The 26,170-nt window shown below is 68.9% G+C and carries 22 protein-coding genes and 5 pseudogenes; 11 read left to right on the top strand and 16 right to left on the bottom strand.

Translation table 11 applies throughout. The annotated features are described in order from the left end of the window. Nucleotides 1-35 precede the first annotated feature (35 nt). Nucleotides 36-902, top strand: coding sequence for an SCO6745 family protein (locus tag BZZ08_RS03290; protein ID WP_446750229.1), 867 nt, complete (start codon nt 36-38; stop codon nt 900-902). On the opposite strand, the gene BZZ08_RS03295 is transcribed toward BZZ08_RS03290, so the two are convergent. Beyond that, complete coding sequence (locus BZZ08_RS03295) at nt 899-1,201, bottom strand: hypothetical protein (protein WP_241965350.1); 303 nt, start codon at nt 1,199-1,201, stop codon at nt 899-901. The two genes, BZZ08_RS03290 and BZZ08_RS03295, sit on opposite strands and share 4 nt — an antisense overlap. A 726-nt stretch (nt 1,202-1,927) precedes the next feature. Between BZZ08_RS03295 and BZZ08_RS03305 the strand changes: the two genes are divergently transcribed. After that, nucleotides 1,928-2,266: a hypothetical protein gene (locus tag BZZ08_RS03305; RefSeq protein ID WP_133169146.1), complete on the top strand. Its 339-nt coding sequence runs from the start codon at nt 1,928-1,930 to the stop codon at nt 2,264-2,266. On the opposite strand, the gene BZZ08_RS03310 is transcribed toward BZZ08_RS03305, so the two are convergent. Next, the gene (locus BZZ08_RS03310; protein WP_241965351.1) at nt 2,226-3,215 is read right to left on the bottom strand and encodes an AraC-like ligand-binding domain-containing protein; all 990 of its coding nucleotides are present in this window, start codon (nt 3,213-3,215) and stop codon (nt 2,226-2,228) included. The two genes, BZZ08_RS03305 and BZZ08_RS03310, sit on opposite strands and share 41 nt — an antisense overlap. A gap of 266 nt (nt 3,216-3,481) precedes the next feature. Here BZZ08_RS03310 and BZZ08_RS03315 point away from each other — a divergent pair, with 266 nt between their 5' ends. After that, a complete protein-coding gene (locus BZZ08_RS03315) occupies nt 3,482-3,799 on the top strand; it encodes a DUF6355 family natural product biosynthesis protein (RefSeq protein WP_104630576.1) in 318 nt (105 codons plus the stop codon). Nucleotides 3,800-4,443: 644 nt separating this feature from the next. On the opposite strand, the gene BZZ08_RS39335 is transcribed toward BZZ08_RS03315, so the two are convergent. Continuing rightward, nucleotides 4,444-4,971, bottom strand: coding sequence for a mycothiol transferase (locus tag BZZ08_RS39335; protein ID WP_241965352.1), 528 nt, complete (start codon nt 4,969-4,971; stop codon nt 4,444-4,446). A 430-nt stretch (nt 4,972-5,401) separates the two neighbouring features. Between BZZ08_RS39335 and BZZ08_RS03330 the strand changes: the two genes are divergently transcribed. Continuing rightward, a complete protein-coding gene (locus BZZ08_RS03330; RefSeq protein WP_133169147.1) occupies nt 5,402-7,558 on the top strand; it encodes a hypothetical protein in 2,157 nt (718 codons plus the stop codon). 107 nt (nt 7,559-7,665) lie between these two features. Continuing rightward, nucleotides 7,666-8,780, top strand: a pseudogene (locus BZZ08_RS03335) (IS630 family transposase). A 60-nt stretch (nt 8,781-8,840) separates the two neighbouring features. Here the strand turns inward: BZZ08_RS03335 and BZZ08_RS03340 are convergent. Both BZZ08_RS03340 and BZZ08_RS03345 read right to left on the bottom strand, forming a co-directional pair. Beyond that, on the bottom strand, nt 8,841-9,473 hold the full coding sequence (locus BZZ08_RS03340) for a DUF6368 family protein (protein WP_104630580.1): 633 nt from the start codon (nt 9,471-9,473) through the stop codon (nt 8,841-8,843). A 424-nt stretch (nt 9,474-9,897) separates the two neighbouring features. Then, a pseudogene (locus tag BZZ08_RS03345) lies at nt 9,898-10,791 on the bottom strand (transposase); the annotation flags it as partial. Nucleotides 10,792-11,208: 417 nt separating this feature from the next. On the opposite strand from BZZ08_RS03345, the gene BZZ08_RS38730 reads away from it, so the two are divergent. Continuing rightward, a complete protein-coding gene (locus BZZ08_RS38730; RefSeq protein ID WP_157953310.1) occupies nt 11,209-11,355 on the top strand; it encodes a hypothetical protein in 147 nt (48 codons plus the stop codon). A gap of 77 nt (nt 11,356-11,432) precedes the next feature. Here the strand turns inward: BZZ08_RS38730 and BZZ08_RS03350 are convergent, their stop codons facing one another. The 5 genes from BZZ08_RS03350 to BZZ08_RS03370 form a co-directional block, all read right to left on the bottom strand. Further along, the gene (locus BZZ08_RS03350; RefSeq protein WP_104630581.1) at nt 11,433-11,762 is read right to left on the bottom strand and encodes a putative quinol monooxygenase; all 330 of its coding nucleotides are present in this window, start codon (nt 11,760-11,762) and stop codon (nt 11,433-11,435) included. A 52-nt stretch (nt 11,763-11,814) separates the two neighbouring features. Continuing rightward, the gene (locus tag BZZ08_RS03355; protein WP_104630582.1) at nt 11,815-12,840 is read right to left on the bottom strand and encodes an NAD(P)-dependent alcohol dehydrogenase; all 1,026 of its coding nucleotides are present in this window, start codon (nt 12,838-12,840) and stop codon (nt 11,815-11,817) included. Further along, nucleotides 12,837-13,646, bottom strand: coding sequence for an iron-sulfur cluster assembly protein (locus BZZ08_RS03360; RefSeq protein WP_104630583.1), 810 nt, complete (start codon nt 13,644-13,646; stop codon nt 12,837-12,839). Before BZZ08_RS03360 ends, BZZ08_RS03355 begins: the two co-directional genes overlap by 4 nt. Before the next feature lies 1 nt (nt 13,647). Next, entirely contained in the window at nt 13,648-14,649 is a 1,002-nt protein-coding gene (locus BZZ08_RS03365; protein WP_104630584.1) for an amidohydrolase family protein, read from the bottom strand. An 80-nt stretch (nt 14,650-14,729) separates the two neighbouring features. Next, nucleotides 14,730-15,527 (bottom strand): acetoin reductase, encoded by a 798-nt coding sequence (locus tag BZZ08_RS03370; protein ID WP_104630585.1) that lies wholly within the window; start codon nt 15,525-15,527, stop codon nt 14,730-14,732. Nucleotides 15,528-15,753: 226 nt separating this feature from the next. Between BZZ08_RS03370 and BZZ08_RS03375 the strand changes: the two genes are divergently transcribed. Both BZZ08_RS03375 and BZZ08_RS39350 read left to right on the top strand, forming a co-directional pair. After that, on the top strand, nt 15,754-17,577 hold the full coding sequence (locus BZZ08_RS03375; protein WP_104630586.1) for a sigma-54-dependent Fis family transcriptional regulator: 1,824 nt from the start codon (nt 15,754-15,756) through the stop codon (nt 17,575-17,577). A gap of 233 nt (nt 17,578-17,810) precedes the next feature. Continuing rightward, nucleotides 17,811-17,927 (top strand): annotated as a pseudogene (locus BZZ08_RS39350) (dienelactone hydrolase family protein); the annotation flags it as partial. 31 nt (nt 17,928-17,958) lie between these two features. Here BZZ08_RS39350 and BZZ08_RS38935 read toward each other — a convergent pair. Next, nucleotides 17,959-18,423, bottom strand: a complete 465-nt coding sequence (locus BZZ08_RS38935) for a hypothetical protein (protein WP_198601256.1) — start codon at nt 18,421-18,423, stop codon at nt 17,959-17,961. A 225-nt stretch (nt 18,424-18,648) separates the two neighbouring features. Here BZZ08_RS38935 and BZZ08_RS38735 point away from each other — a divergent pair, with 225 nt between their 5' ends. Then, on the top strand, nt 18,649-18,852 hold the full coding sequence (locus BZZ08_RS38735; protein WP_157953311.1) for a hypothetical protein: 204 nt from the start codon (nt 18,649-18,651) through the stop codon (nt 18,850-18,852). Continuing rightward, nucleotides 18,849-19,166, top strand: coding sequence for a hypothetical protein (locus BZZ08_RS03390; protein WP_104630588.1), 318 nt, complete (start codon nt 18,849-18,851; stop codon nt 19,164-19,166). The genes BZZ08_RS38735 and BZZ08_RS03390 overlap by 4 nt, the downstream gene beginning before the upstream one ends. 318 nt (nt 19,167-19,484) lie before the next feature. On the opposite strand, the pseudogene BZZ08_RS03400 reads toward BZZ08_RS03390, so the two are convergent. After that, nucleotides 19,485-20,605: pseudogene (locus tag BZZ08_RS03400) on the bottom strand (IS1380 family transposase); the annotation flags it as partial. A 301-nt stretch (nt 20,606-20,906) separates the two neighbouring features. On the opposite strand from BZZ08_RS03400, the gene BZZ08_RS03405 reads away from it, so the two are divergent. After that, entirely contained in the window at nt 20,907-22,163 is a 1,257-nt protein-coding gene (locus BZZ08_RS03405) for a serine hydrolase domain-containing protein (protein WP_241965353.1), read from the top strand. 123 nt (nt 22,164-22,286) lie between these two features. Here the strand turns inward: BZZ08_RS03405 and BZZ08_RS03410 are convergent. The 4 genes and pseudogenes from BZZ08_RS03410 to BZZ08_RS38740 form a co-directional block, all read right to left on the bottom strand. Next, nucleotides 22,287-22,644 (bottom strand): annotated as a pseudogene (locus tag BZZ08_RS03410) (transposase); the annotation flags it as partial. Between the two features lie 302 nt (nt 22,645-22,946). Beyond that, nucleotides 22,947-23,588, bottom strand: a complete 642-nt coding sequence (locus BZZ08_RS03420) for a PASTA domain-containing protein (RefSeq protein WP_198601257.1) — start codon at nt 23,586-23,588, stop codon at nt 22,947-22,949. Between the two features lie 295 nt (nt 23,589-23,883). Continuing rightward, entirely contained in the window at nt 23,884-24,351 is a 468-nt protein-coding gene (locus tag BZZ08_RS03425; protein WP_104630590.1) for a RipA family octameric membrane protein, read from the bottom strand. Between the two features lie 768 nt (nt 24,352-25,119). Continuing rightward, the coding region (locus tag BZZ08_RS38740) for a hypothetical protein (protein ID WP_157953312.1) at nt 25,120-26,170 on the bottom strand (1,051 nt) is incomplete at its 5' end.

The raw sequence follows: 26,170 nt of genomic DNA on the forward strand, positions 1-26,170 counted from the left end.
ATCTCGCCAGCACTTTCAGCCGCACCAACATGGACATGACCGCTGTCCGCGAGGTCAGCCTCACCATCAACGCGGCCCACCTGTTCATCTACTTCATCCCCGAGGCACCGGAAGAGGCCGCCGCACTGGGCGTGACCGAGTACGGCCCGGCGTACTTCGCGTTCCGGTCAGCCCCGATGGGCGCAGTCCCGTGGCAGGTCACACTTGCGGCCTTCTACAGCTTCAGCCCGCGGTCGGTGCAGGCCATGGCAGGCGTGTGGGAGACAGCGACGCCAGAGCAGTGGCAGGCCGCCCGCTTCGCAGCCGCCGATCGTGCGTTGCGGCGCGTCGACGTAGGTCTCACCGCCGATCAGATCGCCGAGGCACGATCACTGATCGACCCGGTCGTCGCGAGCGCCGACTACGCCGGAAAGACGATGGCTGCCGCCAACGCCTCGGTCCCCCTCCCAGCCGATCCGCTCGTCGCGCTGTGGCAGCAGATCACGGTCTTGCGCGAATGGCGCGGCGACGCGCATGTCACCGTGCTCGCGGCCAACGACCTCGGGCCGTGTGACTGCAACGTTCTGCAAACCGCGACAGGTCACTTCCCGGAAGCGATCGCGCGTGCCACCCGGCTGTGGGACGAGGAGGAGGTGGCTGCGGCAACGACGCGCCTCGTCGCACGCTACTGGCTCAACACCGACGGCACCGCGACCGATGCCGGCGTCGCGGCACGCGAGCGGATCGAGGTCGAGACCGACGAGCACTGTGCCGCGCTCTGGACGCCGATCGGCGAGGTGAACGTCCGGCGCCTCACCTCGCTCATCATGCCGATCCACGCGGCGTTCACCGCGGCCGGGACATACCCTTTCCGCGTGGAGATGGGAGGCAAACAGTCCGGCGATCCGGAGGCCGCCAGTTAGGCCGAACCCCGCCAGCCCGTCCCGAGCCCCTGCGCCAAGGCGCTCCCCGTGCAGATGCCCAGGTCGGGGCCGTCGGCCGTGGCGCGAAGCAACGCGGCGGTCTGGGTATCGGTGAGCGCGGCGCCGGTGGCCCGGTGGCGCGCGTCATCGGCAAGGCCGACTTTGGCTTCGAGCGCGACCATCGCCGCGGGTGAGTCAGTAGTGGGTGTGCCGTCGGCCCTATGGCCGAGGCGGAGGAGCGGCTCCGGCAGTTGACCGCAGCGAGAGCAGCGCAGGTCGTCGAGGATGGGCTCGGACATCGCGCCTCCTGGACCTGCGGTACTCAACCCTCGCTGAGGCCAACTCGCGGCCGTCAGGATTCGGTGTCAAGCAAACGCTCAATGTTCATTGGCACGGGAGACTTGTGTCCCGTGCCAATGAACCTTGAGCACGTGACACCGAACTTTGGCTGGCGCGACTTTTGTCGCTGAAGTTCGATCACGACGGGTCAGAGGTTCCACGAAGTGACCGAGAGCCCCCTGCTCTGCTGGTGCGTCCGGGGTCCGCCGCCGGTTCGGCACCGCGGTGGAGTCGCCGGTCGCCCATTCAACCGGCGGCGCCATCGTGGTGACTTCGGGTTGCGGGTGCCTCCCTCGCAGCGGGCGATACGCGAGTTCTTCGCCGCGTGCCGTGATGCGCTGCCGCTGTCTGGACTGGGGTGTGCACCGGCTGTGTGATGGTCTGTGCTGGGGCTGTGTGGGCTGGCGCAAGATCCACCCGGACTCAGCGATGTATGTCCGGTGCACCCGGCTCGACCGGGTGCACGGACCGGTTGTGCCGTCCCTGCGTGGTCGCGGTACGCGAGGAGATCGCCACCGGGTTCGAGGTCGTCTTCCCGGGCACGACGCAGCTGCGGGTGTACGTGATCGGGCTGGGACAGCAGGAGAGGTGGGAATCTCGCACGGCCGCGCGATGCCGCCACCCCGTGCCTGGGGCCGCCCCAGATCCGGCGGCCGGTCGACGACCCGAGGATCTGTCCCGCCGTGATGCCGGGGCAGCTGACGCTGTTCCCGGTTCGGTGGCGCCTGGAGCGCGAGCACGCGCGCCGGATCGGCGGCCGGCGCTGGCCGGAGGAGAGCGCTGTTCGGGCACTGGCCGAGGAGCGGGCAGCGGCACAAGGGCTGACCTCGACGTGGCCCCATACGGTGATGCGGATCATCCGCTGTGCGCTGGCGATCCGGGATGCCGAGGGTGAGGCGCTCGTTGCCCCGGAGATGTTCGGTCAGGTGCGGTTGCCGCTGAAAGCGGCAGCGGCCGAACTCCCGGACCGGGCTGCAGCTTTGGTTAGAGCCAGTCAGTCTTTTGCCCGCGGCGTAGGTCGCTGACCGTTTCGCCGAACTCACGTTTCAAGGCCCTGCCGAGGTGTTTGGGGTCGTGCACGCCCCACCGTGCTGCGATCGTGGCCGTGGAGACGTCCGAGCATGTGGGATCGAGAAGGTCTCGGCGGATTCGTAAGAGACGTTCGTGCCGGACCCAGGCGGAGAAAGTCAGCTCGCTGCCTTTGAACAACGCGTGGAGGTGTCGGACCGAGATGTAGTGCTGACGTGCGACTTGTTCCGAAGTGAGGTGCAAGTCGCCAAGGTGGGCCAGCGCGTAGGCGCGGATACGGTCGGCAAGGTCGCTGGCGACGGAAACCCGCTCGGGGGTGGTGTCGGCGAAAGCGGCGAGCAGGAGTGCGGTGAGAGCGTCGGCCAGATGCGTGCATGGAACGCCTTGGCGGGGGAGGCCTTCGTCGACTGCGGCCATCGCGTGGCCGAGGAGTTTACCGATCGCGCCCTGAGTGGGGATGGGCGACGCCGTGCGCCGACTGATGGAGTTCGCGTAGCTGCCGAGACTTGCCCGAGGAACGCAGAGCACGGTCATGTCACTGGAGTCGGCACCGATGAGCCGGTAGGGCCGGGTGTTGTCACAGGCGAAGAGTTCACCGGGTTTCACCGTCGTGGTCCGGTCATCCTGGGCCGCCGTGACCGGACCGTGGTGGTGCAGATTGAAATGCATCCACTCCACGTCGCTGGAAGTGATACTCCGTTTGCCTCGCGTGACCGTTGCGGTGCTGGCCTGGATACGAGCGATGACCAGGGGTCCCATAGTTGTGTGGTCGACCACGGCTTCGAACCCCTGTGGCTGGGGACCGGTCACCCGCAATGGAGCGAACAAGCCCGAGGCTACCGCCTCGAACGACTCGGTCCCCGTGAGCCGACAGCCCCCGTGGTCTGTCACGCCAACCCACCCCCATCCCGTCGCGCACAGGAACCCTACTGCCGGCTCGTGCACTGTGCACGGAGTGGCGTGTCGCGGTGCACATATTGGTGCTTATGGGGTGCGCCTTCCGTCTACGGTCATCACAAGCGATGCAGCACCTGAGTCTCCGGCCTCTTTCTGCTACCGCGGACTCGCCGAATGAACCGACGTCTCACAACACATCAGTTGCTGGAATCGCTGTTCAACAGAGAACGGGGCGCCCGGAAAAACCGCCGGCCCGGGGCATTGGGTGCCCTTGGCGGCCCACACGGGGACCCTGCTACTTGGAGGGAAGACACATGCGACGCAACTACCGGGTGACACTGACGGCTGCTTCGGCCCTGACCTTGGCCGCGACCGCGATGGGTGTGCAGACCGCGTCGGCGGCCCCCGCCAAGGAGGTGAGCCCGACCGTGGCGGCCTCCCCCTGCGGCTGGTACACGGTCCTGAGCAGGGCTTACTACAACCACTGCGGTACTGGCAACGTCGTCATCTTCGTCGACCGCCTCAACATCGGCGGTATCCGCGACTACGAGACGTGCGTAACGCCGGGCGACCACTACCTGGGCTCCTGGCCCGACTTCCAGGGGGCCTGGTACGCCGGCAAGACCTGCTGAGCCACGGCCCAGCCCCGCTAGGTGTATTGATCACGAGTGTTGTCAACACCGGCCGGGCTTGATCATGGCGAAGACCTCTGTGTGGTGGGGCCGGCGAGGGCTGCACCACACAGAGGTCTTCGTGCCGCACCGCGTCAGGCTCGTACGATCGTCGCCTGACCCGGGCCGGGCCGTTCTTGATCGCCACCCGAAGCAGGAAAATCTCCCCTTTGCGCTCGCCTGAATCATGGTCAAGTTGCGGCTCGTCCCGGCGGCTGCGCGAGGAGTGATGACGCCCGTAAGCCGTCCTTCTGAGTGGTCGGCGGTGCCCAGTGTCGACGCTGCAGCCGCGCGAGCTCCACTATGCGAAGGCGAGTTGGGGACAGCCAGTCAGCGCAATCCCGGCGAAGTCGACTCTTCGTTTCTCTGGTAGGTGCAACAGTGCGCCATCCGCACCGGACGGGCAGCGTCCTGGTGTACCGCCCCGAGCAGCCTGCGCTCTTGGTCCTCGCCCAGCTCGCGTCCTCGGTCTGCTCGACCCACAGTCGGTGTGGCCGAGTGCTTGTCCACTTTCCCCGCCTGCAGCCTGGCGGCCCGGGCGTGGTTCTGCCGGGGTGGGGCGGTTCCGGTCCGCCGAGGTCGGCATGGCCGTTATGACGTGCGTACTACTCGATCATGTTCACCATGGTCCAGCGCAGGGAGACTCCCTTATCGCCGACATGACCTGCTTCCTGTTCAGACAGGTGGCCGGAGTCGTCCAGTCCTGCGTTAGCGACCAGCTCACGGCCGCAGGAGACCTCGGCTTGCCACGCGGTCACCGCCTCGTCGAGCCCTCGTTCAGACTGGAGGGCAAAACCATCGTGGTTGCTCTTCCCGAAGACCGGCGGCACGTCCTGACCAGCGAGCACACGTTGGAGCCAGTTGCGTTCCACCTCAGCCATGTGCTGCACGAGTCCCAGCAGCATCATCGGTGGGTGCGGTTCTTCTGGCGGGAGGAGCTGGGAGTTGGCGCCCGCCGCCGAAAGCAGCCGTACCAGCGACGTGTGGTTGGAACCGGTGGCCACGCAGCGGCGTCCTTGCGTACCAGCGAAGTTCATCCGATGCTGCTGAGGGCAGGGGTTCGTTGCCTGTTGGGAGGGGCGAGTGTGTATGTCGCGAAGCAGGAAGATCACGGTCATCGTGGTCGCGGTCATGCTGACGGCATCAACGCCGTTCTTCTGGCTGCTGGGCAATCCGAATACCGGGCAGTTGGTTGCCGCGTCAGTCCAGGGCGCCACTGGTATTGCCGCTCTGGTTTGGGCATTGATGCAGTCCCCATCCCCCGACTCACAACCCGGGTTTGTGGTGGCCGATACGGGGAGGGCGGAGGCGACCGGTGGAGGCCGGGCGTCAACCGGTGTGCGACGCCCGCGGGAAGCCGGGGACGTGCCTGTCCGGGTGGAGCGAACCGGCGACGCCACCTCGGACGGTCCTGGCAGCAGTGCAAGTACGGGCGTCGACTTCAGCTGAAGGCCACGGCATGCGGGGGAGGTTCTGGCCGTGAGATGGTCCCGTCGCCGCCCCAGCCCGGGCGGGGGCCCTGGCGCTCGCCCGGAGGCCGCAGACGCAACGCGAGGGTCGAAGTTGACCGCCACGGATACCGGTGATGCGACTGCCCGCGACGGCGGCATCGCGGTGTCCGGCTACGCCGGACCTGCCGCAGGTGCGGTACATGTGAGCGGTACCGGGAACGCCTATGCCAACGGTGGACTGGCCAACAGCGGGTACCTGTCGATCCGCAAGTTCGTCCAGGTGCGACAGGCCGCCGCCCCGCGTCACCCGTTGGACGTTGCGGCCGATGCGCTGGCCAAGGCCGTGCGCCGTGAGTGGGAGAAGGAGGCCAGGCTGCGGCGGCTCTTGGAACCTGCGCCTCTTCCGGTGCGATGGCAGGTGACCCAACGCAGAGTGGCAGGCCGGATCGACGGGGCGATCGCCGAGGACGGCCGCGCCCGTTTCGCCCCACTGCCCGGGTTGACTGCAGTCACCCGTGACGTTCTGCGCCGGGGCGGCGCCCTGCCCGAATTGCACGCGGTTTACGGCGGGCTGGCCTCAGGCCGTCTGCTCCTTGTGGGCGAGCCGGCGGTGGGTAAGACGTCTGCCGCGGTGCTGCTACTCCGGGAGGCGCTCATGTACCGCGCGGAGGCGACACCGGACGTAAGGGGCGATATCCCCGTACCGGTGATGCTTACGCCATTCGGCTGGGACCCCGATCAGGACAATGCGACGGACTGGGTGGCTGGCCGTCTCTTGCGCGAGTACACCCTTTTCCGGAACAGGGGAGGGGCTGACCGGGCGAGAGAACTGCTGGAGGAGGGGCGGATTGCCCTGTTTTTGGACGGGCTCGACGAGGTAGGTGGGAAGCAACGCGCCGCCATGTTAAGCGCGCTGGAGGAGGCTAGCTTTCGCGTTGTGGTTGTCTCCCGGGCCAGGGCCCTCACCGGCAGGCGGCAGCGGCTGAGCGGAGCGGCACCGCTGGAGATTCAGCCGGTGTGCTCCGAGGACGCCAGCGCCTACCTGATGAATCCCCTGCGGGATCCGGCCCCGTCCGGCTGGCAGGAGCTCAACCGCAGACTTCTGAACGAACCCGGCAGCGCAGTGGCGGAGACGTTAACCAGTCCGCTGGCGATCAGCCTGCTCCGCGACATCTATGCCGATGGCGAAGGACGCCCGGTAGACGAACTGCTGGATGCTGAGCGCTTTCCGAGCACTAGATCCCTTCAGGACCACCTCCTGGACCAGCTGGTCAGGGCCGCGTACATTCCGAGACCGAGACGCCCCCGCCCGCGTTTCTCGCCCGAGACCGCCGAACGGACGTTGCGCTACCTCGCCACGCAAGTCACCCAGACCCAAACCGACCGTGAGCTGCGCTGGTGGCACATCCCCACCTGGACGGACCGCCGCCCCAGGATGATCTTCATCGGAGCTGTCACCGGTCTGTTGTACGGAGCGGTCGGCCTCTTCACACTGTGGGGGACGGCTGGCCCGGTGTGGGCGTGTCTGCTCGGGCCCCTCTGCGCACTCGGTGGGGGCTTCCTGGCCGCCCACCACCATTCGGAGCTCAGTGACCAGCAGCCGCTCCCCAGCGCCGGGTGGCGCGACATTTTCCCGCCGGGCGCTGTCGCCTTGGGTATCTTCATCTGGCTCCTCTCGGGAACCACGTCCTGGCTTGTTTTTCAACTGCCGGGGAACGACCCGTTTCCTGCCTGGCTCGCCTACCTCGCCGCGCTACCGCTCGGATTCGGTACGACGATGGTGAGCAGCCGCGGCTACAAACTCGTAGCCGGGACAATCCTCGGCACCGGATCTGGACCCCAATATGACGAACTCAGGAACCGTCTCAGCCAGCGCCCCGTGACGGAAACCCGGGCGGTCAGTCCGCGTGACGTGTGGCGGCACCACATCGGGCTGAGGCTTGTCCTCGGCCTTCTGACGGGAGTCGCAGTCGCGGTGTTCTCCGGCTCGCTCGTAGCCCACGAGTACGGCCTCAGTAACGGCGTCTTGGTCGGTGCCACAGCTGGGCTATGGGCCTGCCTCTTCGCCGGCCCTGTCGGAAATCTGGGTGTTGCCGCTGTCCTCTCCGCCATCCAGCTCTCCATCAGTGAGGGCACCCCGGTGCGTCTGATGTCCTTCCTTGAGGACGCCCGGCGGCGTAACCTTCTGCGGGTGGCGGGACCGGCCTACCAGTTCCGCCATGACTGGCTGCGGGAGAGTTTGACCGGTTCTGCACGCTCCAAGGGGTGACTCAGGGCTGACATCTGCGTCTAGTGCTGTGACCGCATAGGTTCGCCGGGTTGGCGGTCGTAACGGTTGGATGTGCGGTGACATCCCATCCGACCACTGGAGGCGCGGTGGCCGAGCCCGTCCGTGTGCGCAGACTGACCGACCGGGTCAGAAGCTGCAGCAGATCGTACGCCGGGGCAGCGCCAGTTCGGTTCGCTACCGGCGGGCGATGATGCTGCTGGCCTCGGCCGGCGGGAACCGAGTGCCGGTGATCGCCCAGCTGGTGCAGGCCGACGAGGACACCGTCAGGGATGTGATCCACGCGTTCAATGAGAAGGGCCTGGCCTGCCTGGACCCTCGGTGGGCGGGAGGCCGTCCCCGCCGACTCAATGATGACGACGAGGACTTCGTCATCGCGACGGCCACTACTCGCCCGGTCAAGTTCGGTCAGCCGTTCACCCGCTGGTCGCTGCGCAAGCTGGTCGCCTACCTGCGGAAAGTGCCCGGCCGGGTGATCCGCATCGGCCGTGAGGCGTTACGGTGCCTGCTCGCCCGCCGCGGCGTCACCTTTCAGCGCACCAAGACCTGGAAGGAGTCCCCGGACCCCGACCGTGAGGCGAAGCTGGACCGGATCGAGTACGTCCTGGACCGCTTCCCGGACCGGGTCTTCGCCTTCGACGAGTTCGGCCCACTCGGGATCCGGCCCACCGCGGGCTCGGGCTGGGCCGAACAACGGCGTCCCGACCGGCTGCCAGCCACCTACCACCGCACCCACGGAGTCCGGTACTTCCACGGCTGCTACTCGGTGGGCGACGACCGTCTGTGGGGCGTGAACCGGCGAAAGAAGGGAGCCGTGAACACGCTGGCCGCGCTGAAATCGATCCGCGCCGCCCGGCCCGACGGCGCCCCGATCTACGTGATCCTGGACAATCTGTCCGCCCACAAGGGCGCTGACATCCGCCGCTGGGCGAAGAAACACAAGGTCGAGCTGTGCTTCACCCCGGCCTACGCCTCGTGGGCGAACCCGATCGAAGCGCACATCGGACCGCTGCGGCAGTTCACTATCGCCAACTCGAACTACCCCAACCACACCGTGCAGACCCGGGCCCTGCACGCCTCCCTCCGCTGGCGCAACGTCAACGCCCGCCACCACGACGTCCTGGCCGCCGAACGCAAGGAACGCGCCCGCATCCGCAGCGAGAAAGGCATCCGCTGGGGCGGCCGACCCGCTCTCGCCGCATGATCAGGCAACCTGGCGAACGTTCCAGGTCACAGCATCACCTCCGCCGCGGATCTGTCTGGGCTACTTGACCAGCCGGAAGGCGGGGTGCCCAACCCAGGCCCGCAGGAACTTCGCCGATCCCAGCGCCATCCAGTCGTCGCCCGCGATCCCCAACACCCCCGGAAGGCCAGCGACGACCGACGCCTGTCCGTCCAGCAGCTCGACATTGGCCACGCCCCCGATGACATCCATGACAGCGGCGGTCAGCAGGGCCGTGGTCACGTGGTCGATCTCGCGATTGCAGCAGGCGCTGACATTGACGGCATGGGTCGGTCTGAAGCCGAGGATAGCCTCCACCTCGGGCTCGTCCGCGTGCTCAGCCTCGAAGGTGCTTTCGTCGCCGACGCCCGGCCCCATCAAGTAGACCAGGAAGGGCCGACGCCAGTCCTCGCGCTGCGGATTGCATCCCACCAGGGCTGTGAGCTCCTCATCCGCAGAGGTGTTGCCGAGGAGTGGAAGCGGGAACGGCTTTCGCCAGTCCTTCTCTCGCCTGTCCTCGACGCCCAGTCGCTCTGCGGGCACGTTGACGTCGAAGAACCCGGGCCGCTTCTCGGCGAAGTGGGAGGAGAGCCCCACCATCAACGCGCGGAACTCCCGCAGCGCAGCCGGGGAGAGCGGCTTCGCCAACTCGATCACCAACGTCGGACCAGACATGCTGGGAGCCTAGTTTGATCGGCTCCGCGACCGCTCGCATTGTTCCCACACCGAGTCCAGCCGGTCCGAGCACCGACGCCGCCAACCCGGCGAACCTACGCGGTCACAGCACTAGTGCTGTGACCAGGATGCTCTCGGGTATCTTCAGCTGTCGGTTTGTCGGAAGCGGAGTGGGCTGGCCGAGTTCGTCAGGTTCAGCGGTCCTAGCAAGGACTGGAGTGCTGGCGTTCGGGAGGAAGCGGCGAGACGCCAGCGTTCCCTCGAAGAATCGAAGCACGCGTTGGAGAGTGCCGTGCGGGACCAGGCGCGCACGGAGAACCAGGTGCGAGAGTTGCGGCGCGCTCTGAGACGACGGGCGGGGGCCAGCCTCGCGACGCAGAATTCGCACCAGTCACAGGGGGCTGCGAGCGAGGGCAAGGTCTGATCACGCGATGAGGGCTGGTCGTCCGCCCCAGCGGATGCTCTTCTCGCTGCGGACGCGAGCACGCTCCTTCCTCAAGGCGGCGAGCACGTTGGGGTGGCGGACGTTCCTGTTGCGCCAGCGCAGGTAGGCGTGTAGGCCCCGAGGCTGGACGGTTTGGTCGTGGTGGTTCGAGTTCGCGATGGTGAACTGTCTCAGCGACCCGAAGTGTGCTGCGATCGGGTTGGCCCAGGACGCGTAGGTCGGCGTGAAGCACAGTTCGACCCGGTTCTTTCGCGCCCAGCGCCGGATCGTCTCGCCCTTGTGGGCGGACAGGTTGTCCAAGATGACGTAGATCGGGGCACCCGTCCGGACGGGCCGCGCGGATCGACCTCAGCGCGGCCAGGGTATTCGCGGCGCCCTTTTTATGTCGGTTGACGCCCCACAGGGTGTCGTCGCCGATCGAGTAGCAGCTGTGGAAATACCGGACCCCGTGGGTGCGGTGGTAGTTCGCGGGATGCCGTTCGGGGCGACCAGCAGGCGCCCAGCACGGCCCGCCCACGGGCCGGATGCCGACAACGTAGTGCCTCGCGGCCGATCCGGATCACGCGGCCGTGGACTTTCCGCAGGTAGGCGACGAGCTTGCGGATCGACCAGCGCGTGAAGGGCTGGCCGAGCTTGGTCGGGCGGGAGGCGGCCGTCTGAACGACATGATCCTCGTCGTCTTCACTGAGAAGGCGGGGACGGCCTCCCGCCCACCGAGGGTCCAGGCAGGTCAATCTTGTTGAACTGGTGGATCACGTCCCGGACGGTGTCCTCGTCGGCCGGTACCAACGGGGCGATCACCGGGCCCCGGTTGCCGCCGGCTGAGGCCAGCAGCATCATCGCCCGCGGGTAGCGCACCGAACTGGTGCTGCCGCCTACATCACCGAGCACGCTGCCGAATTCGAGCGACGCTGGCAGGCCCTCAGCCACCACCCGCAGGCGCCCAGCACTGATGAGGACTGGCCGCGAACGAGGAGGCCTGCAGTTCAGCAGGGGTTCGGCGCGGCATGAGCGCGGTCGGGTCCCAGCGCGGACAACGCACTCGCCGAGTCCTTCAACGCGACCTTCAAACGCGAGACCCTGCAAGGACGAGAAAACTGACCAACCGAGCGCGAGGCCCGACTCGACGCCTCCCGATGGCTGAACCGCTGCAACACCCGACGCCGACACGCCCGCCTCGGACAACGATCACCGACCGCCTTCGAGAACGCCTTCCACCTCACACCAACTACGCTGGCCAAGCTGCATATCCCGCGTTCAGGATTCGGGGTCAAGGCCCGGCCCCACCGCATGACCACCCTGCTCCATCACGTCCTCCTCAACACCGACACCGACATCGGCAGCGACGTCGACGACGCACGCGCGCTCGGCGTGCTGCTCGGCCCGCCCGCCGACGAACGTGGAGTGCCCGCCCGCGTGATCAAACAGATCGGCTGACCTCGGCCGCCTCCTGGACCGGCCGCGGGGCGGCAGCCGTACGACCGGCTGTCGCCCCTCCGTCACGCTCGCCGGCGTCAGCCCGCGTCGACCGCCATCTCGCCGAGCAGCGACCAGTCGTCCTGGGGCACGTTGGCGTTGACGATCCTGGGGGTCGTCGCGAGGTGCGGCGGCAGCGTCTGCTGGGCCGCCTTGAAGTGCGCCGAGCCCACGTGGGCCGCACCGGCCTCGTCGTCCCGGAAGGCTTCCACGAGGACGTACTCGGTCGGGTCGTCGAGGCTGCGGGACCAGTCGAACCACAGGCATCCCGGTTCGGCCCGCGTCGCGCGGGTGAACTCTTCCACCACCTGCGGCCATTGGTCGGCATGCTCGGGGAGGACACGGAACTTCGCGGTGATGAAGATCAAGGTCTGGCTTCCTTCGTTGTTCGTACTCGGGGCTCCGTCACCCCGGGCCGGGTCACGGAACAAGGATCGCGCGGCCCCGGATGCGGCCGCTGTCCAGGTCGTCCAGGGCTTCCTGGAAACGGTCGAGAGAGTACTTGGCGGTGTGCAGGCGCACGCGGCCCCGCGCCGCGAGGACCATCAGCTCGCACAGGTCGTTGTAGGAACCGACGAGGTTACCGATGAAGTTGATCTCGGCGGAGATGATGTCGATGGTCGGGACGTCGATGTTCTCGCCGTAGCCGACCACGTGGTAGTCGCCGGCCTGGCGCAGCATGCCGATGCCGTCCCCGGTGGAGCCGCCCTCACCGACGAAGTCGATCACCGCCTCCGCCCCGTGCCCGCCGGTCAGCTCGCGCACCCGGTCCACGTGGTCGCCGTCGGCGAGGACACCGTGGTCGGCCCCGACGGAGACGGCCAGGTCGACCGCGCCGGGGTTGCGGTCGACGACGACGATCTCGGCGGCGGTGAGGGCCCCCAGCACCTGGATGCCGATGTGCCCGAGACCGCCCGCACCGATCACGACGCAGCGGTCGCCCGGCCGGAGTCTCCGGGCCGCCTTGGCCGCCGCGTGGTACGCCGTGAGGCCCGCGTCCGCGAGAGCGGCGACGTCCGCCGGTTCGAGGGAGTCGTCGAGCCGTACGACGCTGCGCGCGGAGGTCTTCAGGTACTCGGCGTAACCGCCCGCGGTGTCGATGCCCGGGAACCGGTTGTTCTCGCAGTGCACGTCGTCACCGGCCCGGCACGCCCGGCAGAGCCCGCAGGTGATCAGCGGATGCACGATGACCTTGTCGCCCTCTGACACGTTGGTGACAGCGCTGCCGACGGCGTGCACCCACCCGGCGTTCTCGTGACCGATCGTGTAGGGCAGCTCCACCCCCGACTTCTCGGCCCACTGCCCCTCCAGGATGTGGATGTCGGTACGGCACACCCCGGCGCCGCCGATCCTGACGATCACGTCGTACGGTCCGGTGACCTCGGGGGCCGGGACCTCGGCCAGCTCGAGGCTCTTGCCGTAGCCCACCACCTGGACTGCTTTCACGAGACGTTCTCCTTCGCTGGAGCGGAGAGCCGCAAGAGCTCACCCGCGGGTACGGGTTCCCCGGCCCCAACGGGTTTCCCGCCCGCGGGGAACTCCTCCGGGCGCGCGGACTGGGCGTCCGCGGACTGCGGGTACCGGGTGCGCAGCAGGCCCCGGCAGAAGTGGGCGTTGCCGTCGATGGAGATGCGCACGGAGCGGGCGAACCGCAGCCGCAGCGGGATCTCCCCCGGTGGGTAGGGCCGGCCGTCGTCGTCCACGAGCACCGGGTCGGCAGGGGCGGTGCCGAGCCCGAGGGCGGCCCGGCGGCGCAGCAGTGCCCGGGTGGCGGAGGTGTCCGGCAGGTCGCCGAGGACGACGTCGCCGAGCTGTGCCTCGGCCAGGGCGGGCCGGGCGCGCAGCAGCGCGGTGAGCGCCCGTTCCATCGCGGCGGTGTGCGCCTTGCGCCGGAAGATGCCCCGCAGCTCCTCCAGGTCCTGCTCCGCCTCGTGGCCGAAGGTGCCGCGGTACCCGGCATCGGCGGCCAGCCCCCGATTGATGAGATCGGAGTCGTGGTGGTCGTCGAGCAGCACCGTGACCTCCCGGGCGCCGGGCAGGGCGCCGAGTGCGTCCTTGGCGTCGGAGGCCATGAGGTAGGCGAAGTTCGGTGAACAGAACGAGGTCGGCAGCCGCAGGTGCACGGTGACGCGGCCGTCCTCGGCGGTCAGCGAGCGTACGAAGCCGAGGTCGGTGACGGGCTCGTCCAGCTCGGGGTCGTACACCGTGTCGAGCGCGGCGCGCGCCGCCGCCTCGAGTTGCGCGGCCCCCATGTCAGACCACCGCCGGCTCGGCGAGACCCAGCCCGGCCGGGACCTCGATGTCGTACATGGCGGCCGCGTTCAGCCCGAGGATCTTCTTCTTCTGGGCGACGGTGAGCTGCGGGTACTCGCCCGTCATGTCGTCGGGGATCCGGAAGTCGACGAACTGCTCGACGATCCACCTGGGCGTCCACAACGCGTAGTCGCTGGAGAACTGGATGCGGTCCTCGTCCAGCCAGTACAGCAGCTCGCCGATGATCTGCGCGAAGTAGCGGGGCCGGGTGTGCATGAACGGGATCGCGACGGCGAGCCCCGCGTGCACGTTGGGCTCCTGGGTGGCGATCCAGCAGAAGTCCTCGAGGCGGGGCAGACCGCAGTGCTCGACCACGAAGTTCAGGTCGGTGAAGTCGCTGGCCGCCGCGTCGACGTCGGCCACGTCGAAGGCGTCCCGGTCCAGCGGACGGATGGTGGGGCCCTTGTGGATGTGGATGTTCTTGATGCCCAGCTCCCGGCAGGCGTCCAGGTAGCGGTACGTCCACGGGTCGCTGAGCTTGTAGCCGCGGGAGTCGCCCTTCCACTCGGCGGTGTAGAGCTTGACGCCCTTCAGGCCGAAGCGAGCGGCGTCCTCGCGCAGTTGCCTGAGGCCCGCCTCCTCGAAGCGCGGGTCGAAGCAGTGGTTGTAGGTGAGCATGCCGGGGTGCTTCCGCGTGAGCGCGAAGGCCTCCTCGGTCTGCCCGAAGCCGGTGTTGTAGAACGCTCCGAGATGCGCCGGCTGGAAGATCGCGTGGTCCACGTACCCGTCGGTGAACAGGTCCTTCATCAGCCGCTCGCCGCCCTGGTACAGGAAGTCCTCGTACGGCCAGAGCTCCGACTCCGGGCTCAGGTTGCGGTGGTAGTCGTAGAAGCAGTCGATGAACTGCTTGCCGTGGATGTTGCGCTGGTTCTCGCGGCGCGCGTCCCAGAGGGCGACGTGCGCGTCCACGATGAAGTAGTTCTCGCCGTCCTTGGAATACATCGGTTACTCCTCGGTTCGCGGTGGGTGGTGGACCGAGTGGGCGCTCGGCGGTGCGGGACAGGAGGGCTCGACCGCGCGGGTCAGGCGAACTGGATGCCGCCGTCGATCATCACCGACTGGCCGGTCATGTAGTCCGAGTCCCGTGAGGCCAGGTAGGAGACGAAGGCCGCGACGTCGGCGGGTTCCTCGACCCGGCCGAGGGCGATCGACTCCGCGTGCTTCTTGATGGCCTGGCCCTTCTGGATGCCCGCCTCCTCGGCCAGCCGCTCGTCGATCAGGTCCCACATGTCGGTGCCGACGATGCCCGGGCAGTACGCGTTGACGGTGATGCCGTGGCGCGCCCACTCCATCGCCGCGGCCTGGGTCAGCCCGCGTACGCCCCACTTCGACGCCGAGTAGGCGCCGAGCAGCGCGAAGGGGCGGTGCGCGACGATCGAGGCGGCGCCGATGATCTTGCCGCCACCGCCCTGGGCGATCATCTGCCGCGCGGCGGCCTGGTAGGAGAGGAAGACACCGCGCAGGTTCACGGCCATGACCTGCTCGAACTCGTCGAGACCGGTCTCCAGCAGCGGGGTCACCCGGGCGATACCGGCGTTGGCCACGTAGACGTCGACCCGGCCGAAGCGGTCCGCCGCCGCCGCGACGAGTGCGTCGGTCTGTTCCTTGCTGGTCACGTCGGCGTGCACGGCGAGGGCCCGGCGGCCCGTCTTCTCGATGCCGTCCGCCACCGCACTCAACTCCTCGGCCATGCCGGGGAGGTCGGCGACGACCACGTCGAGACCGTCCTCGGCCAGCCGCTCCGCGATGCCGCGGCCGATGCCCCGCGCCGCGCCGGTGACGACGGCGATACGGGGGGTGGCGTTGTCGACGGAAGTCATGGGTCCTCCAGGGTTCGACTGCAAGGCGATGAGCATCCGCGCTCTCGTGCGGTGCTGCCCAACAGCGTGCGGGCGGGGAGCGCCGTCGACTTTTTCAATGTGGAACACACCCGGCCCGCCCCTGATCAGGGCACGGCGAACGCCGGGAAAAGCCGTGCCGAACCACCCGTTGACAGGTGCAAACGCGTTCGTAATATGGCGGAAACACGCTCATCGGAGGGGCGCCATGCTCAGTGACAGCACAGCGCGGGACCGAACCATCGCGCGAGCACGCCTGAAGTTCCTTCAGAACGCGGAACTGCCTGCGGCGGTCGTGCCCGAGGGCATCCTCAACTCCTGGCAGCGTTCCAAGTACCTGGGGATCGGCACGGACGAGGTGGTCGTCCCCTACCAGCCGGACTACGACCGGGAGAGCCGCCTGGTACGCGCCGCCACACCGGTCCTGGACCGGCTGGAACAGGCGCTGACGGGCTCGGACGCCAGTGTGATCGTGACGGACCGCAACGGCTGGGTGCGCGACCGCCGCGTCGGGGAGAAGCGGCTCTCGGCGCACCTGGACCGGGTCCACCTGGCACCCGGCTTCAACTACGCCGAACAGTTCGTCGGCACGAACGGCATCGGGGTCGCGCTGGAGGAACGCCGGCCCAACGTCGTCCTGGGCACCGAGCACTTCAACGAACGCCTGCAGAGCGTCTCCTGCGCGGCCGCCCCGATCCGGAACACGGTCACCGGGCGGGTCGAGGGAGCCATGAACCTGACCTGCTGGAACGGTCCGGCGCGCACCCTCATGGCAGCCCTCGTGCAGGAAGCCGTCGAAGACATCGAGCGCGTGATGTACGAGTTCAGCAGCGCGCACCAACGCGCCCTGCTGGAGGCATTCCAGCAGGTCACCCACTACGGTGACCGGCCGGTGCTCTGCCTCGGCCAGGACCTCGTGCTCGCCAACACCGCCGCCTCGGCGAGGCTCACCGGAGACGACCACCGGCTGCTGCACGAGGCCGCCGCCGAGTTCGGGCACGCACCCCGCACCCGCAGGGAGGTGCGGCTGACCGGCGGGGAGAGCGTCATGATGCGCTGCCGGCAGGTCGACAGCTCCGCGGGCGCGGCCGGATACCTGCTGGAGCTGGCCTTCACGGACCGCCAGGCCGACGCCCCCGGCCCCGGTACGGGCTCCCGTACCGGATTCCGCCATGGCTCCCGCGCTGAGGGCAGCGAGGCCGGGCCCCGGCCGCTGCCGGGCCTGGCCGGGACGGACCCGGCCTGGAACACGGTCTCCCGCACGGTCACGCGCTGCGCACGGGACCGCACCCCGCTGCTGCTCCACGGCGAGACCGGCACCGGCAAGGCCACCCTGATCCGTGCCGCGCACGCGCTGACGGGGGCGTCCTGGGCGCCCGTCGTCGTGGACGCCGCCGCCCCCGGCACGCCGCACGCCGGGTACGACCCGGCGGCCGCCCTGCGCGCGGCGCCCGCCGGACCGGGCCGCGCCCTGGTCCTGCGCAACGTCGACGAGGTGCTCCCCGAGGACGAAGCCGCCGTCGCCGAAGCACTGGACACGGCGGCGGCCCGGGGCACCTGGGTGGTCGGCACCGTGCACCGCGCGGCGGGCATGCCGGAGTCGCTCAGGCACTGCTTCCTGGAAGCGGCGGCGGCGCCCGCCCTGCGCCACCGCCTCACCGACCTCCCGGCGCTGGTCGACTGCCTGCTGCAGCGGATGGGCGGCGGCGTGGAATGCGCACCGGAGGTGCTACCGCCGTTGCGCCGGCACGACTGGCCGGGCAACGTCCGCGAACTGAGCCTCGTCCTGAGCAAGGCCGCCGCGGCCCGCCGTACGTACCGGATCGAGGTCGGCGACCTGCCGCCGTCCCTGCACAGCGCGGGCGGCCGCTCCCTGAGCGTCTGGGAGGCGTCCGAGCGCGACACCCTGGTCCAGGCGCTGCTGGAGGCGGACGGCAACAAACTGCTCGCCGCCCAGCGGCTCGGCATCTCCCGTACGACGATCTACCGCAAGATGCGGGCCTACGGCATCACCCTCCCCGCCCGGGGCTGAGGCGGGCGCAGACCGCGCGGGCGGCGGCGGTCGCATCCAGATCCTCCGCGAACGCGGTCGGTGATCACCTGGACCTTCCGCTCCACAGCCTCGAGTGCCCGGGTCCCACGTTTCAGAGGTACACGGGGGATGCGGGGGGACACGCACACTGTTCTGCCAGAGGCAGAAGACCGGACGAACCGGGCTCGACGATCGCGACGCGTACGTTCGCGTACCTGGCCGACGGTTTGACGATGATCGGGCACCTCGCGCTCCCGGTTGGTGCCGACCGCCGGCCCGCGGTGCTGCTCGGACCGAAGGGCATGGGGCTCAGCGACGTCGAGTGCGGACGGGACGACGCAGCGGGAGATGCCTGCACGGCCAGTTATGGTCAGCCCCGGCTCAGCGTGTGGCGGTCGGGGGTTCCTGGGGGCTTGGTGGGGTGTAACAGGCCAGCAGAGTGTCCAGGTGGCCATCGAGTGCGGTCTGGGTGGAGGCGTCGGGGGCGGCGGGAAAGAGGTTGCCGGATGCCGGTTCGGGGGCCGGTGGCTGGGGACGACGGCCGATGGTGCGACGGACGGTGGGGGTCCGGGCGGTCGCCTCGGTGTGGCGGTGGGTGAGCGCCGGGTCGTCAGCCAGTTGGACGGGGGCCGCCGTGCTGGCGGCGGTGAGGGCGTCGAGCGGGCTGGTGCAGTCCCGGAGTGTCGTCCAGGCGTTCAGCGCGTCGTCCTTCGTGGCCGTCCCGATGGCCGGGACGCGGTAGGCGCTGGCCTGAGGGAGCTGGAGGCGTACGGCTACCTGATCCGTGAACGCCTGCGCCGCCCAGACGGCACTCTCGGGGAGTGCGTCTACTGCATCACCGACCACCCTGCCATGGAGAAGCAGAGCCTGTCCGAGTACAGGGGTGGACGGAACCCACCTGGGCAGCGCGCACCGCCCTGGATCTCCCCCGGTCAACGAGCAGGTGTGCACCCCGCTCTCGCCCTTCCATTCCCTGATCTGGCACCGACCCCGCATGCGGCGTCTGTTCGGCATGGAGTACTTGCTGGAGGCCTACGGCCCGCGGCTACGCGGGAGTGCGGATACTTCGGCATGCCCATCCTCGTCGGTACCCATCTGGTCGGCCGCATCGCTGTCCGCATCAGCAAGGGCTCCGCCATCGTCGAGGGCCACCAGCTCCTCGACGGCTATGATCCCGCACACCTCAACGAAGCCCTGACCATCCTCTGTCGCTGGGCGCAGGCAACCAACATCCCGGTCCTCGGCCCCTCCCCACGCGTCGGAGCTGCCTCGTGAGTGACACGACTGTCCCCAGTTACCGCACCACCCTCGCCATCCCCAGAGCCAGGCAGGCGCTCACGCTTGGCATCCTGAGTCGGCTCCCCGCCGGCCTGGTCCCCTTCGCCGTACTGATCTCATTCACTCAGCACCACGGCACCGGCATCGCCGGCCTGGCCTCCGGCGCCCTGCTTCTGGCCATCGCCGTCCTCGGGCCCGCCCGTGCCCGCTGGTGCACCCGGCACGGTGTCGCCGGCATGGTCGCCATGACTCTGGCCAGCGTGCTGCTGTTCCTGGCAGCCGGCGCTCTCACCAGCGACGACGCCTGGTAGATTCCCCTGGCCGTCACCGCGGCAGCCGGCGCGCTCTTCCCCCCCGCTCACCCCGAACCTACGCGCCATCTGGTCCCGCCTGATGCCGGACAGAGGCCACCTGCATCGCATCCACACCCTCGACTCCATTGTCGAAGAGCTCACTTTCGTCGTCACGCCCTTGCTGGGCACCGCGGCCATGGCCCTCATCGACCCACGACGGGTTATTGCCGCAGGAGCGCTCCTGCTCCTACCGGCGGTCCTCGGCGTCCTCGCCATCCTGCGGGCCCTCCGGGCAGTCCAAGACGATGGAGGCTCCTCCAGCGACCAGGTCTACCCGCGCAGGCCGGTGGCCCGGGCGGCGCGGATGCGGTCCTCGACCCTCGCTCGCAGCCGGTGACGGAGTTCGAGTTCGGCGATCGGTCGGCCGGGGGAGTTGGTGGCGAAACAGGTCAGCCGCATGCCGTCCGCGTCCGTGCCGCAACTGGGCCCCAGGGGGCGGTCTTTCCTTGCGGACGATCAACCGCATGCCCTTGGGGCAGCTGTTCAGGACTTCTCCGGTGAGTTCGGCGACCCAGGCCCCGTCGCGGATCTCGCCGTCCGTCTCGGCGGCCGGCGTCCAGGCCGAGGCGGGAACCTGCAGCACATGCTGGTGGTCGCGTCGGTGATCACCATGCCTACGGAGTAGGACAGCCACAGCCCCCGCCGGGCGAGCCAGGCGACGAAGTCGTGGGTGCCGCCCGCGGAGTCGGTGCGGATCAGGGGCAGGCGTCCGCGCTGGTGCTTCTTCGGCAGTTGCGCCAGGGCCAGTTGGGCGGCGGCGATGTGGTCGGTGGCGGTGTTCGAGCCCGCGTTCCCGGGCCTGAGCAGGGCTGCCACCGGCTCTCCAGTGCCGCCCGGCCCGTGATCGACGAACCCCATCAGCGGGTGGTGGCCCCACCTCCGCTTCCAGGTCGGTGCCGCGTCCTCCTTGTCGGAGTGCGAGATCACCAGCATCCCGTCCAGATCGACGGTCACCCTCCCGTCGGCATCGGGCGCTTCCCGGCTGGCCACCGCCAGATCCGTTCGCGTACTTCGGCCCGCGCGGCCCGGACAGCCTGCAGAGCTCGGTCGCCGGAAGAGGCGAGGGTGTCGATCAGGCGGGAGACCGTCGGGTCAGAGGCGACCGGCCCGAACACGGCCGGCTCGGGCCGCAGCATGTCGACATCGGCCGGGCAGTCCCCGCCCAGCGCCACCGACAGCGCGACGCCCAGCAGGATCTTCCCCGGATCGTGCGCGGCCCGCGGCTTTCGCCACGGCGTCAGCGCCGCGGATATCGCGGTGTCCAAACCGGCCTTGCGGACGGTCTCGACCAGCCGCACGCCCCCGGCCTGCGAGACCACCGCCCGGCCGCCGCCCTCGATGCGGAGGCGCGGGTAGGACCCGACACGCTTCTTCGCCTGGAGAGTGCTTCTTTCCATGCAGCCAACAGGACCCTCGGCAAGTCCCATCGTTGCAGGTCAGGATCACTCCCCGCTTATTTGATCAAGCCTCGGACAACCCCACCTCGCGAAAGCAAGAGGCTAGGGCATACAGGGCAATACGCCTAGATCAAATGCCCTCTCAGAACTCACCATCACGCGTTGTTGCTTCTCACCGGCACAGTCAGCAGAGGGGCGCCAAGGAAGGCGGTGGCCGGCGGGTGGTAGGGGGGCCAGCACCACCCCGCCTGGGCAGCCAGCTGGATGGTCCTCGGCGCCAGCCCTCCGTAGCGTTCCGGCCATGGAGATCACGAAGAGTGCACGGTGGGGCCGGTCCGGACGGTGGCGGGCGGGGCTGGCCGTGGCCGGGGTCGCCGCAATCGGGACCGCATCGCTTCTCGGGCCGGGCACCACGGCCGAGGCCATGGGCGCCGGCGGCGGGGACACACGGTCGCGGCTGCAGCGGGACGCGGACGCGGTACGGGACACGGGAGCCACCGGGCTGACGGTGCTCGCCCGGGACTCGGCCGGGCGCGAGACGCAGGCCCGGTCCGGCACCGCGAGCCTGAAGGACGGGGGCCGGGTGCCCTTTGACGCCTACTACCGCATCGGCAGCGACACCAAGACCTTCACGGCCGTGGCCGCGCTCCAGCTCGTCGGCGAGGGCACGCTGAGCCTGGACGACACCATCGAGCGGTGGCTGCCCGGGGTGGTCGCCGGCAACGGCAACGACGGCAGCCGCATCACGCTGCGCAACCTACTCCAGCACACCAGTGGCCTGGCCAACTACACGGACATCGCCTTCGAGGACCCCGCGGAGCTGACGCCCGAGCGCTTCCACGCACAGCGGTTCCGCTCGCAGAGCCCCGAGGAGCAGGTCGCCGTGGCGATGGAGCGCGCCCCCGGCTGGCTGCCGGACGCGGACGATCCGGGCGCCGAGACGCAGTGGGCGTACTCCAACACCAACTACGTGCTGCTCGGGATGGTCATCGAGAAGGCTACTGGCAACCCCTGGGCGCAGGAGGTGCACGACCGGATCATCGAGCCGCTGGGGCTGCGCCGCACGCTGATACCGGACACCTCGCCGTACGTGCCGATGCCGACGGCCACCGGGTACACGCAGTTCCCCGGCCGGGACGACCTCACCGACACCACGCTGGCCGTGGGCGGCGGCGCGGACGGCGGCATCATCAGCACCACCCGCGACATGAACACCTTCCTGCGTGCCCTGATGGGCGGCCGGCTGCTGCCGTCGGAGCAGCTGGAGCAGATGCGCACCACCGTCCCGGCGCCCGGCTACGCCACCGACGGCAGGGCCCGCTACGGGCTCGGCCTCGCCTGGCGCCCGGCCGAGGGCTGCAGAAGCGGGATCTGGTACCACGGCGGCACGTCCTTCGGCACCGCCTCCGAGACCGCCGTCACGCCCGACGGCCGGGTGTCGGCCGCGGCCGCCGTCTTCACCACGCGCTTCGGTGACGAGAAGCGCTTCCTCGAGCAGGCGGAGGCCGCGGTCCGCCTGCTGGACCGGGCGGTGTGCGGGGACCGGAAGCGCGGGTGATCAAGGGCGCACACCCGCAGAAGACACCACTTGATTTCTTCGATAGGAGTCGCGCAGTCGGGAGCGTGGGCCCACAACAGGTCCACGCGATCGGTTTTCAGACGTCGCAGGCTCGACTCCAGCGATTCGCGTACTGCGGCGGCGGAGGGCGGTCAGGGCCCGTATCCCGCCGGCGGCGAGCGTCTCGACGAGCCGGGAGACGGTCGGGTCGGGAGGCGACCGGCCCGGACACGGCCGGCTCGGCCCGCAGCATCGCGACGTCGGCCAGGTAGTCCCCGCCCAGCGCCACCGCCAGCAGCACCTTGCCCGGATCGTGCACCGCCCGGGCCTTGCGTCACGGCGCGAACGCCGCCGCTAGTGCCTGGTGCAGGCCGGTCTTGCGGACCGTCTCCACCAGCAGCACGGCCCTGGCCTGCGAGACCGCCCCACGACCGCCGCCCTCGACGCGGACACGCGGGTAGCACCCGATACGCTTCTTCACCTGAGAAGTGCTTCTTTCCTTGCAGCCAACAGGACCGTCAGCAAGTCCCATCGTTGCAGGTCAGAGGCACTTCCCGCTTTTTTGATCAACCATCGGACAGCCCACTTGGTGAAAGCGCGAGGCTAGGACCGTGTCCTACGTGGTGAGGCAGACGTTGCGGCCGTAGCCGTAGCCGTAGCCGTAGCCGTAGCCGTAGCCGTAGCCGTAGCCGTAGCCGTAGCCGTAGCCGTAGCCGTAGCCGCAGACGCGCGCACGCGCATAGATCCCCCAGGAATGAGTCTCAAGAAGGTGACCTTGTCGGGCTACGGGCAGGACTCGCCGAACTTGACCGCAGTGAACTCGACGGGCTGCCCGTTGAGGGCCGTGCCGGGCGCCGGGTTCTGCGTGCATACCTGCCAGTTCGACTCCATGAGCACCATTCGGTCGTCGGCCGATGCATCGTTCACGGTGATCGACATGCCGGAGTCGAGCGCACCACGCGCAGCCTTCACCGACTTGCCCTTGAAGTCCGGCATCTTGCCGCCCTCAGCAGACGGCGGCTTCTCATCCTTCGCCGGGCAGTCCTCCTCGAGCTTCACCGCCCCGAAGTCGAGATCGGTGTCCGTGGACGTGCTGGTGTTGGCGGCCACGTTCTGGCTGCACACCTTCCAGTTCCGGTCGAACGCCTGCATCCGATCCCGGCCCAGCGCGTCGTGCGAGTCGAGACTGTAGAAGCCGACCTCCTGCGCCTTGTCCTGCGCCGACTGCAGCCCCATGCCGACGAAGTTGGGCACCTTCGCCTGCTCCCCATCCGCCTCGTCGTCCTTCGCCGGGTCGCCAGCCGACGACTCTGCGACCTTGGACGGGGCGCTGCTGGACGACTTGCCGTCGTCGCCTGGTTCGCAGGCCGTGACGGTAGCGACCGCAGCGCAAAGCAGGACCGCCGTGATGATGCGGGTACGCACAGATTCCCCCCCCCGAGTGATGCCAGTACAGGCGGAACACGGTAGAGCACATGTGAGGGAACTGTGAGGGCGGGTTACCGGTCCGTGACGGAATGGTTCATGGTTGCACCTCATCTTGGTGCTAGTTGCGATCCCGCTTTCAGGCGTGAGAGCCCCCATCTACCTGACGGACAGAATGGCCGGCTGCCATCATCGGCCGATGGAGTACTTCGCCCTGGCCGCAAAGAAGCCGACGAGCCACGATCCCAGCGTTGCTGAGGCAGCCCTGCGAGGTCTGCGAGGGGATCAAGGTAGGTCACACGCTCAGTGTGCCCCCGGCCAGGATCAGGTGCGCCGCCGCGAACACGACGGGGATCAGGCGTTCGGAGGTGCCCAGCTCGGCGTAGCGTTTGCGCCAGGAGGGAATGGGATCGCTGCGCAGAGCTTCCCACTCGTCGGCGAAGAGCTTCACCGGCAGACGTTCCTCCAGCTTGTGGATGACCTTGAACTTCGCGGTGTTGAGATCCCGGTAGCTGCGCAGCGGCATCCACCAGGCTGCGGACAGGGTGACTCCGGCCAGGGCCACGGCGGACGGCACCCACCAGGGTGATTCGGACAGTGTCGGGATGCCGAAGCCGACCAGGGTGACGAGTGCTGTCTGCACCGAGAGGAAGAAGGCGTTGGCGCTTCCCCGGCGTGCGGAGACGCGGTCGGCCATCTCCACGGCGAGCTTGTAGAGGTCGAGCACGTCGGGAGACGGGTTCGGTTCCTGGGGCGAAGTCACCGGGCGCCTCCACCCCTGTTCGCGTAGCTGATGGGCCCGCGCTCAGGCATGTTGTCCTTCCCTCGGTCGGGATGCGCCGCGACGCATCGTGAGTCTGTCGTGTTCCCGGCCGGTCCCCGCCCCGACTCCCCGCCGCTCTTCCCTGCCCGGCCTGCCGTCCCTCGACCCGGTGATTGGTGTCATCCACTTCACGCGGACCGGGAACCCGTCCTCACGCGCCCACCCACTCACGGCCTCTCCTGGGACGCCGTTGGCGGCTTCCCCTGAAAGAACCTGTGCAACCAGCCTCATGCGTGGACTGCGCCTCGTTTCGCTGAGCTGACGACGTATGAGGTTGGCCACGAGGGGTTTCCGCCGGCCAGCGGGGAGGGCGCGGACCGCTGTCTCGTTCTTCTCGCGGGTCGTCTCGTATGGGCGCCGCAGGTCCAGCCGTCGGGGGACGAGCAGGAGAAGCCGTTGGGGTGGGAGGACACGCATGGCCTCGGTCAGCTCCCACATGGTTCCTGCGCTTGAGCCGAGCGTGTGTGTGGGCGTGCGGGAACAGCGTCCTGCGCGGCGCCGGGGTCTGGATGACCCAGGCCGTCATGGGGCCGAGGACGTAGCCGGGGGCGAGGACCATCTCGGCGAGTCCGAGCCCCGCGTCCGCGGCGGTGTGGCAACTACCGGCGTCCAAAGTCTCTCCCTGTCCCTCGGTCTTCCCCAACTCGACTAGCAGTCATGCACGTTGCGTGGATTTACATGGTGGCCGGTGGACGGGGAGCAGGATGCTCAGGGCAGACGGGCGATGGCGTCGAGGACCGGCGCGAGGTCGCGCCGTGCCAGTCGGCGCAGGGTCCAGACGGTTCGCCACCGGGGAACGGTCGGCAGGAAGTGCGTGAAGCGGGGATGCCCCTCAGGGTCGAAGGACAGCACTCCCTTGAGCGGGAAGTCCCAGCGGAGCCCCTTGGTTCGCGGTGCTGCGGCCGGAAGAGGCCACGGAGCACGCGGCAGCGGCATCCGCGGGGCAGCGGGAGTCGAACCGGCGGACATGTCTTCCGCGCATGCCTGAGTGACGTCGTCGCGGAAGGCGTGGTAGAGATCCGCGTCGTAGATGAGCAACAGAATGCGGTCAGGCGTGGTGGTGCGGAGCGCTTCGGTGAACTCCCAGACGGTTCCGGGGCCCGGGGCCGCCGTCAGGAAGACGGCTCGGGCGCCCCTGATGAGGTCGCTGACCGTGTCCTTCCAGTTGTCGACGGGCAGGTAGCCGCGCTCAGCCCCGAGCGGCGGCAGGAGCTCGCCGGGTTGCCCGATCGCAATGACGCGGCCGAGGCTCCGGAACTGACGCGTCAGGAACTGTTCGAGCGACCCCGAGATCTCGAAGGGTGAGCGGGTGTACCAGCCCGGAGCCTCCTCCGGCGGCAGCGCCATCGCCGCGTCGACGGCGAAGGGGCGCAGGTGGATCAAGTAGCGCTCGCCGCTGAGGCTCGCGAGATCGGCGATGATCCGATGACGGTGGAGTCTGCCCCGATGCAGCAGCGCACCGCCCGCCGCGAACACCAGATACGGGAGGCACACGAGCGCGAACGCCGCGAGCGGGGGTCCCCAGGACAGGACTGTCTCCTCGGCCGCCAGATCGCTGTACAAGGGGCCGGCGACGAGCACGGCCGACACCGCCACAGCGCGCAGTGTCCAGCCCAGAGCGGTGAGTATGCGCCCCACTCCCGGTCTTTGCCGCATCTGTCGGGCGGGCGACGGGTTGTAGTCGCCGCCCGGAAGTCGCGCCCGGATCGACAGGGCTGCCATGAAACTGCAGAAGGTGTTCAGGGCGATCAACAACCAG

This window comes from Streptomyces sp. MH60 (assembly GCF_002939385.1).
In the GTDB taxonomy this organism is placed as follows: Bacteria; Actinomycetota; Actinomycetes; order Streptomycetales; family Streptomycetaceae; genus Streptomyces.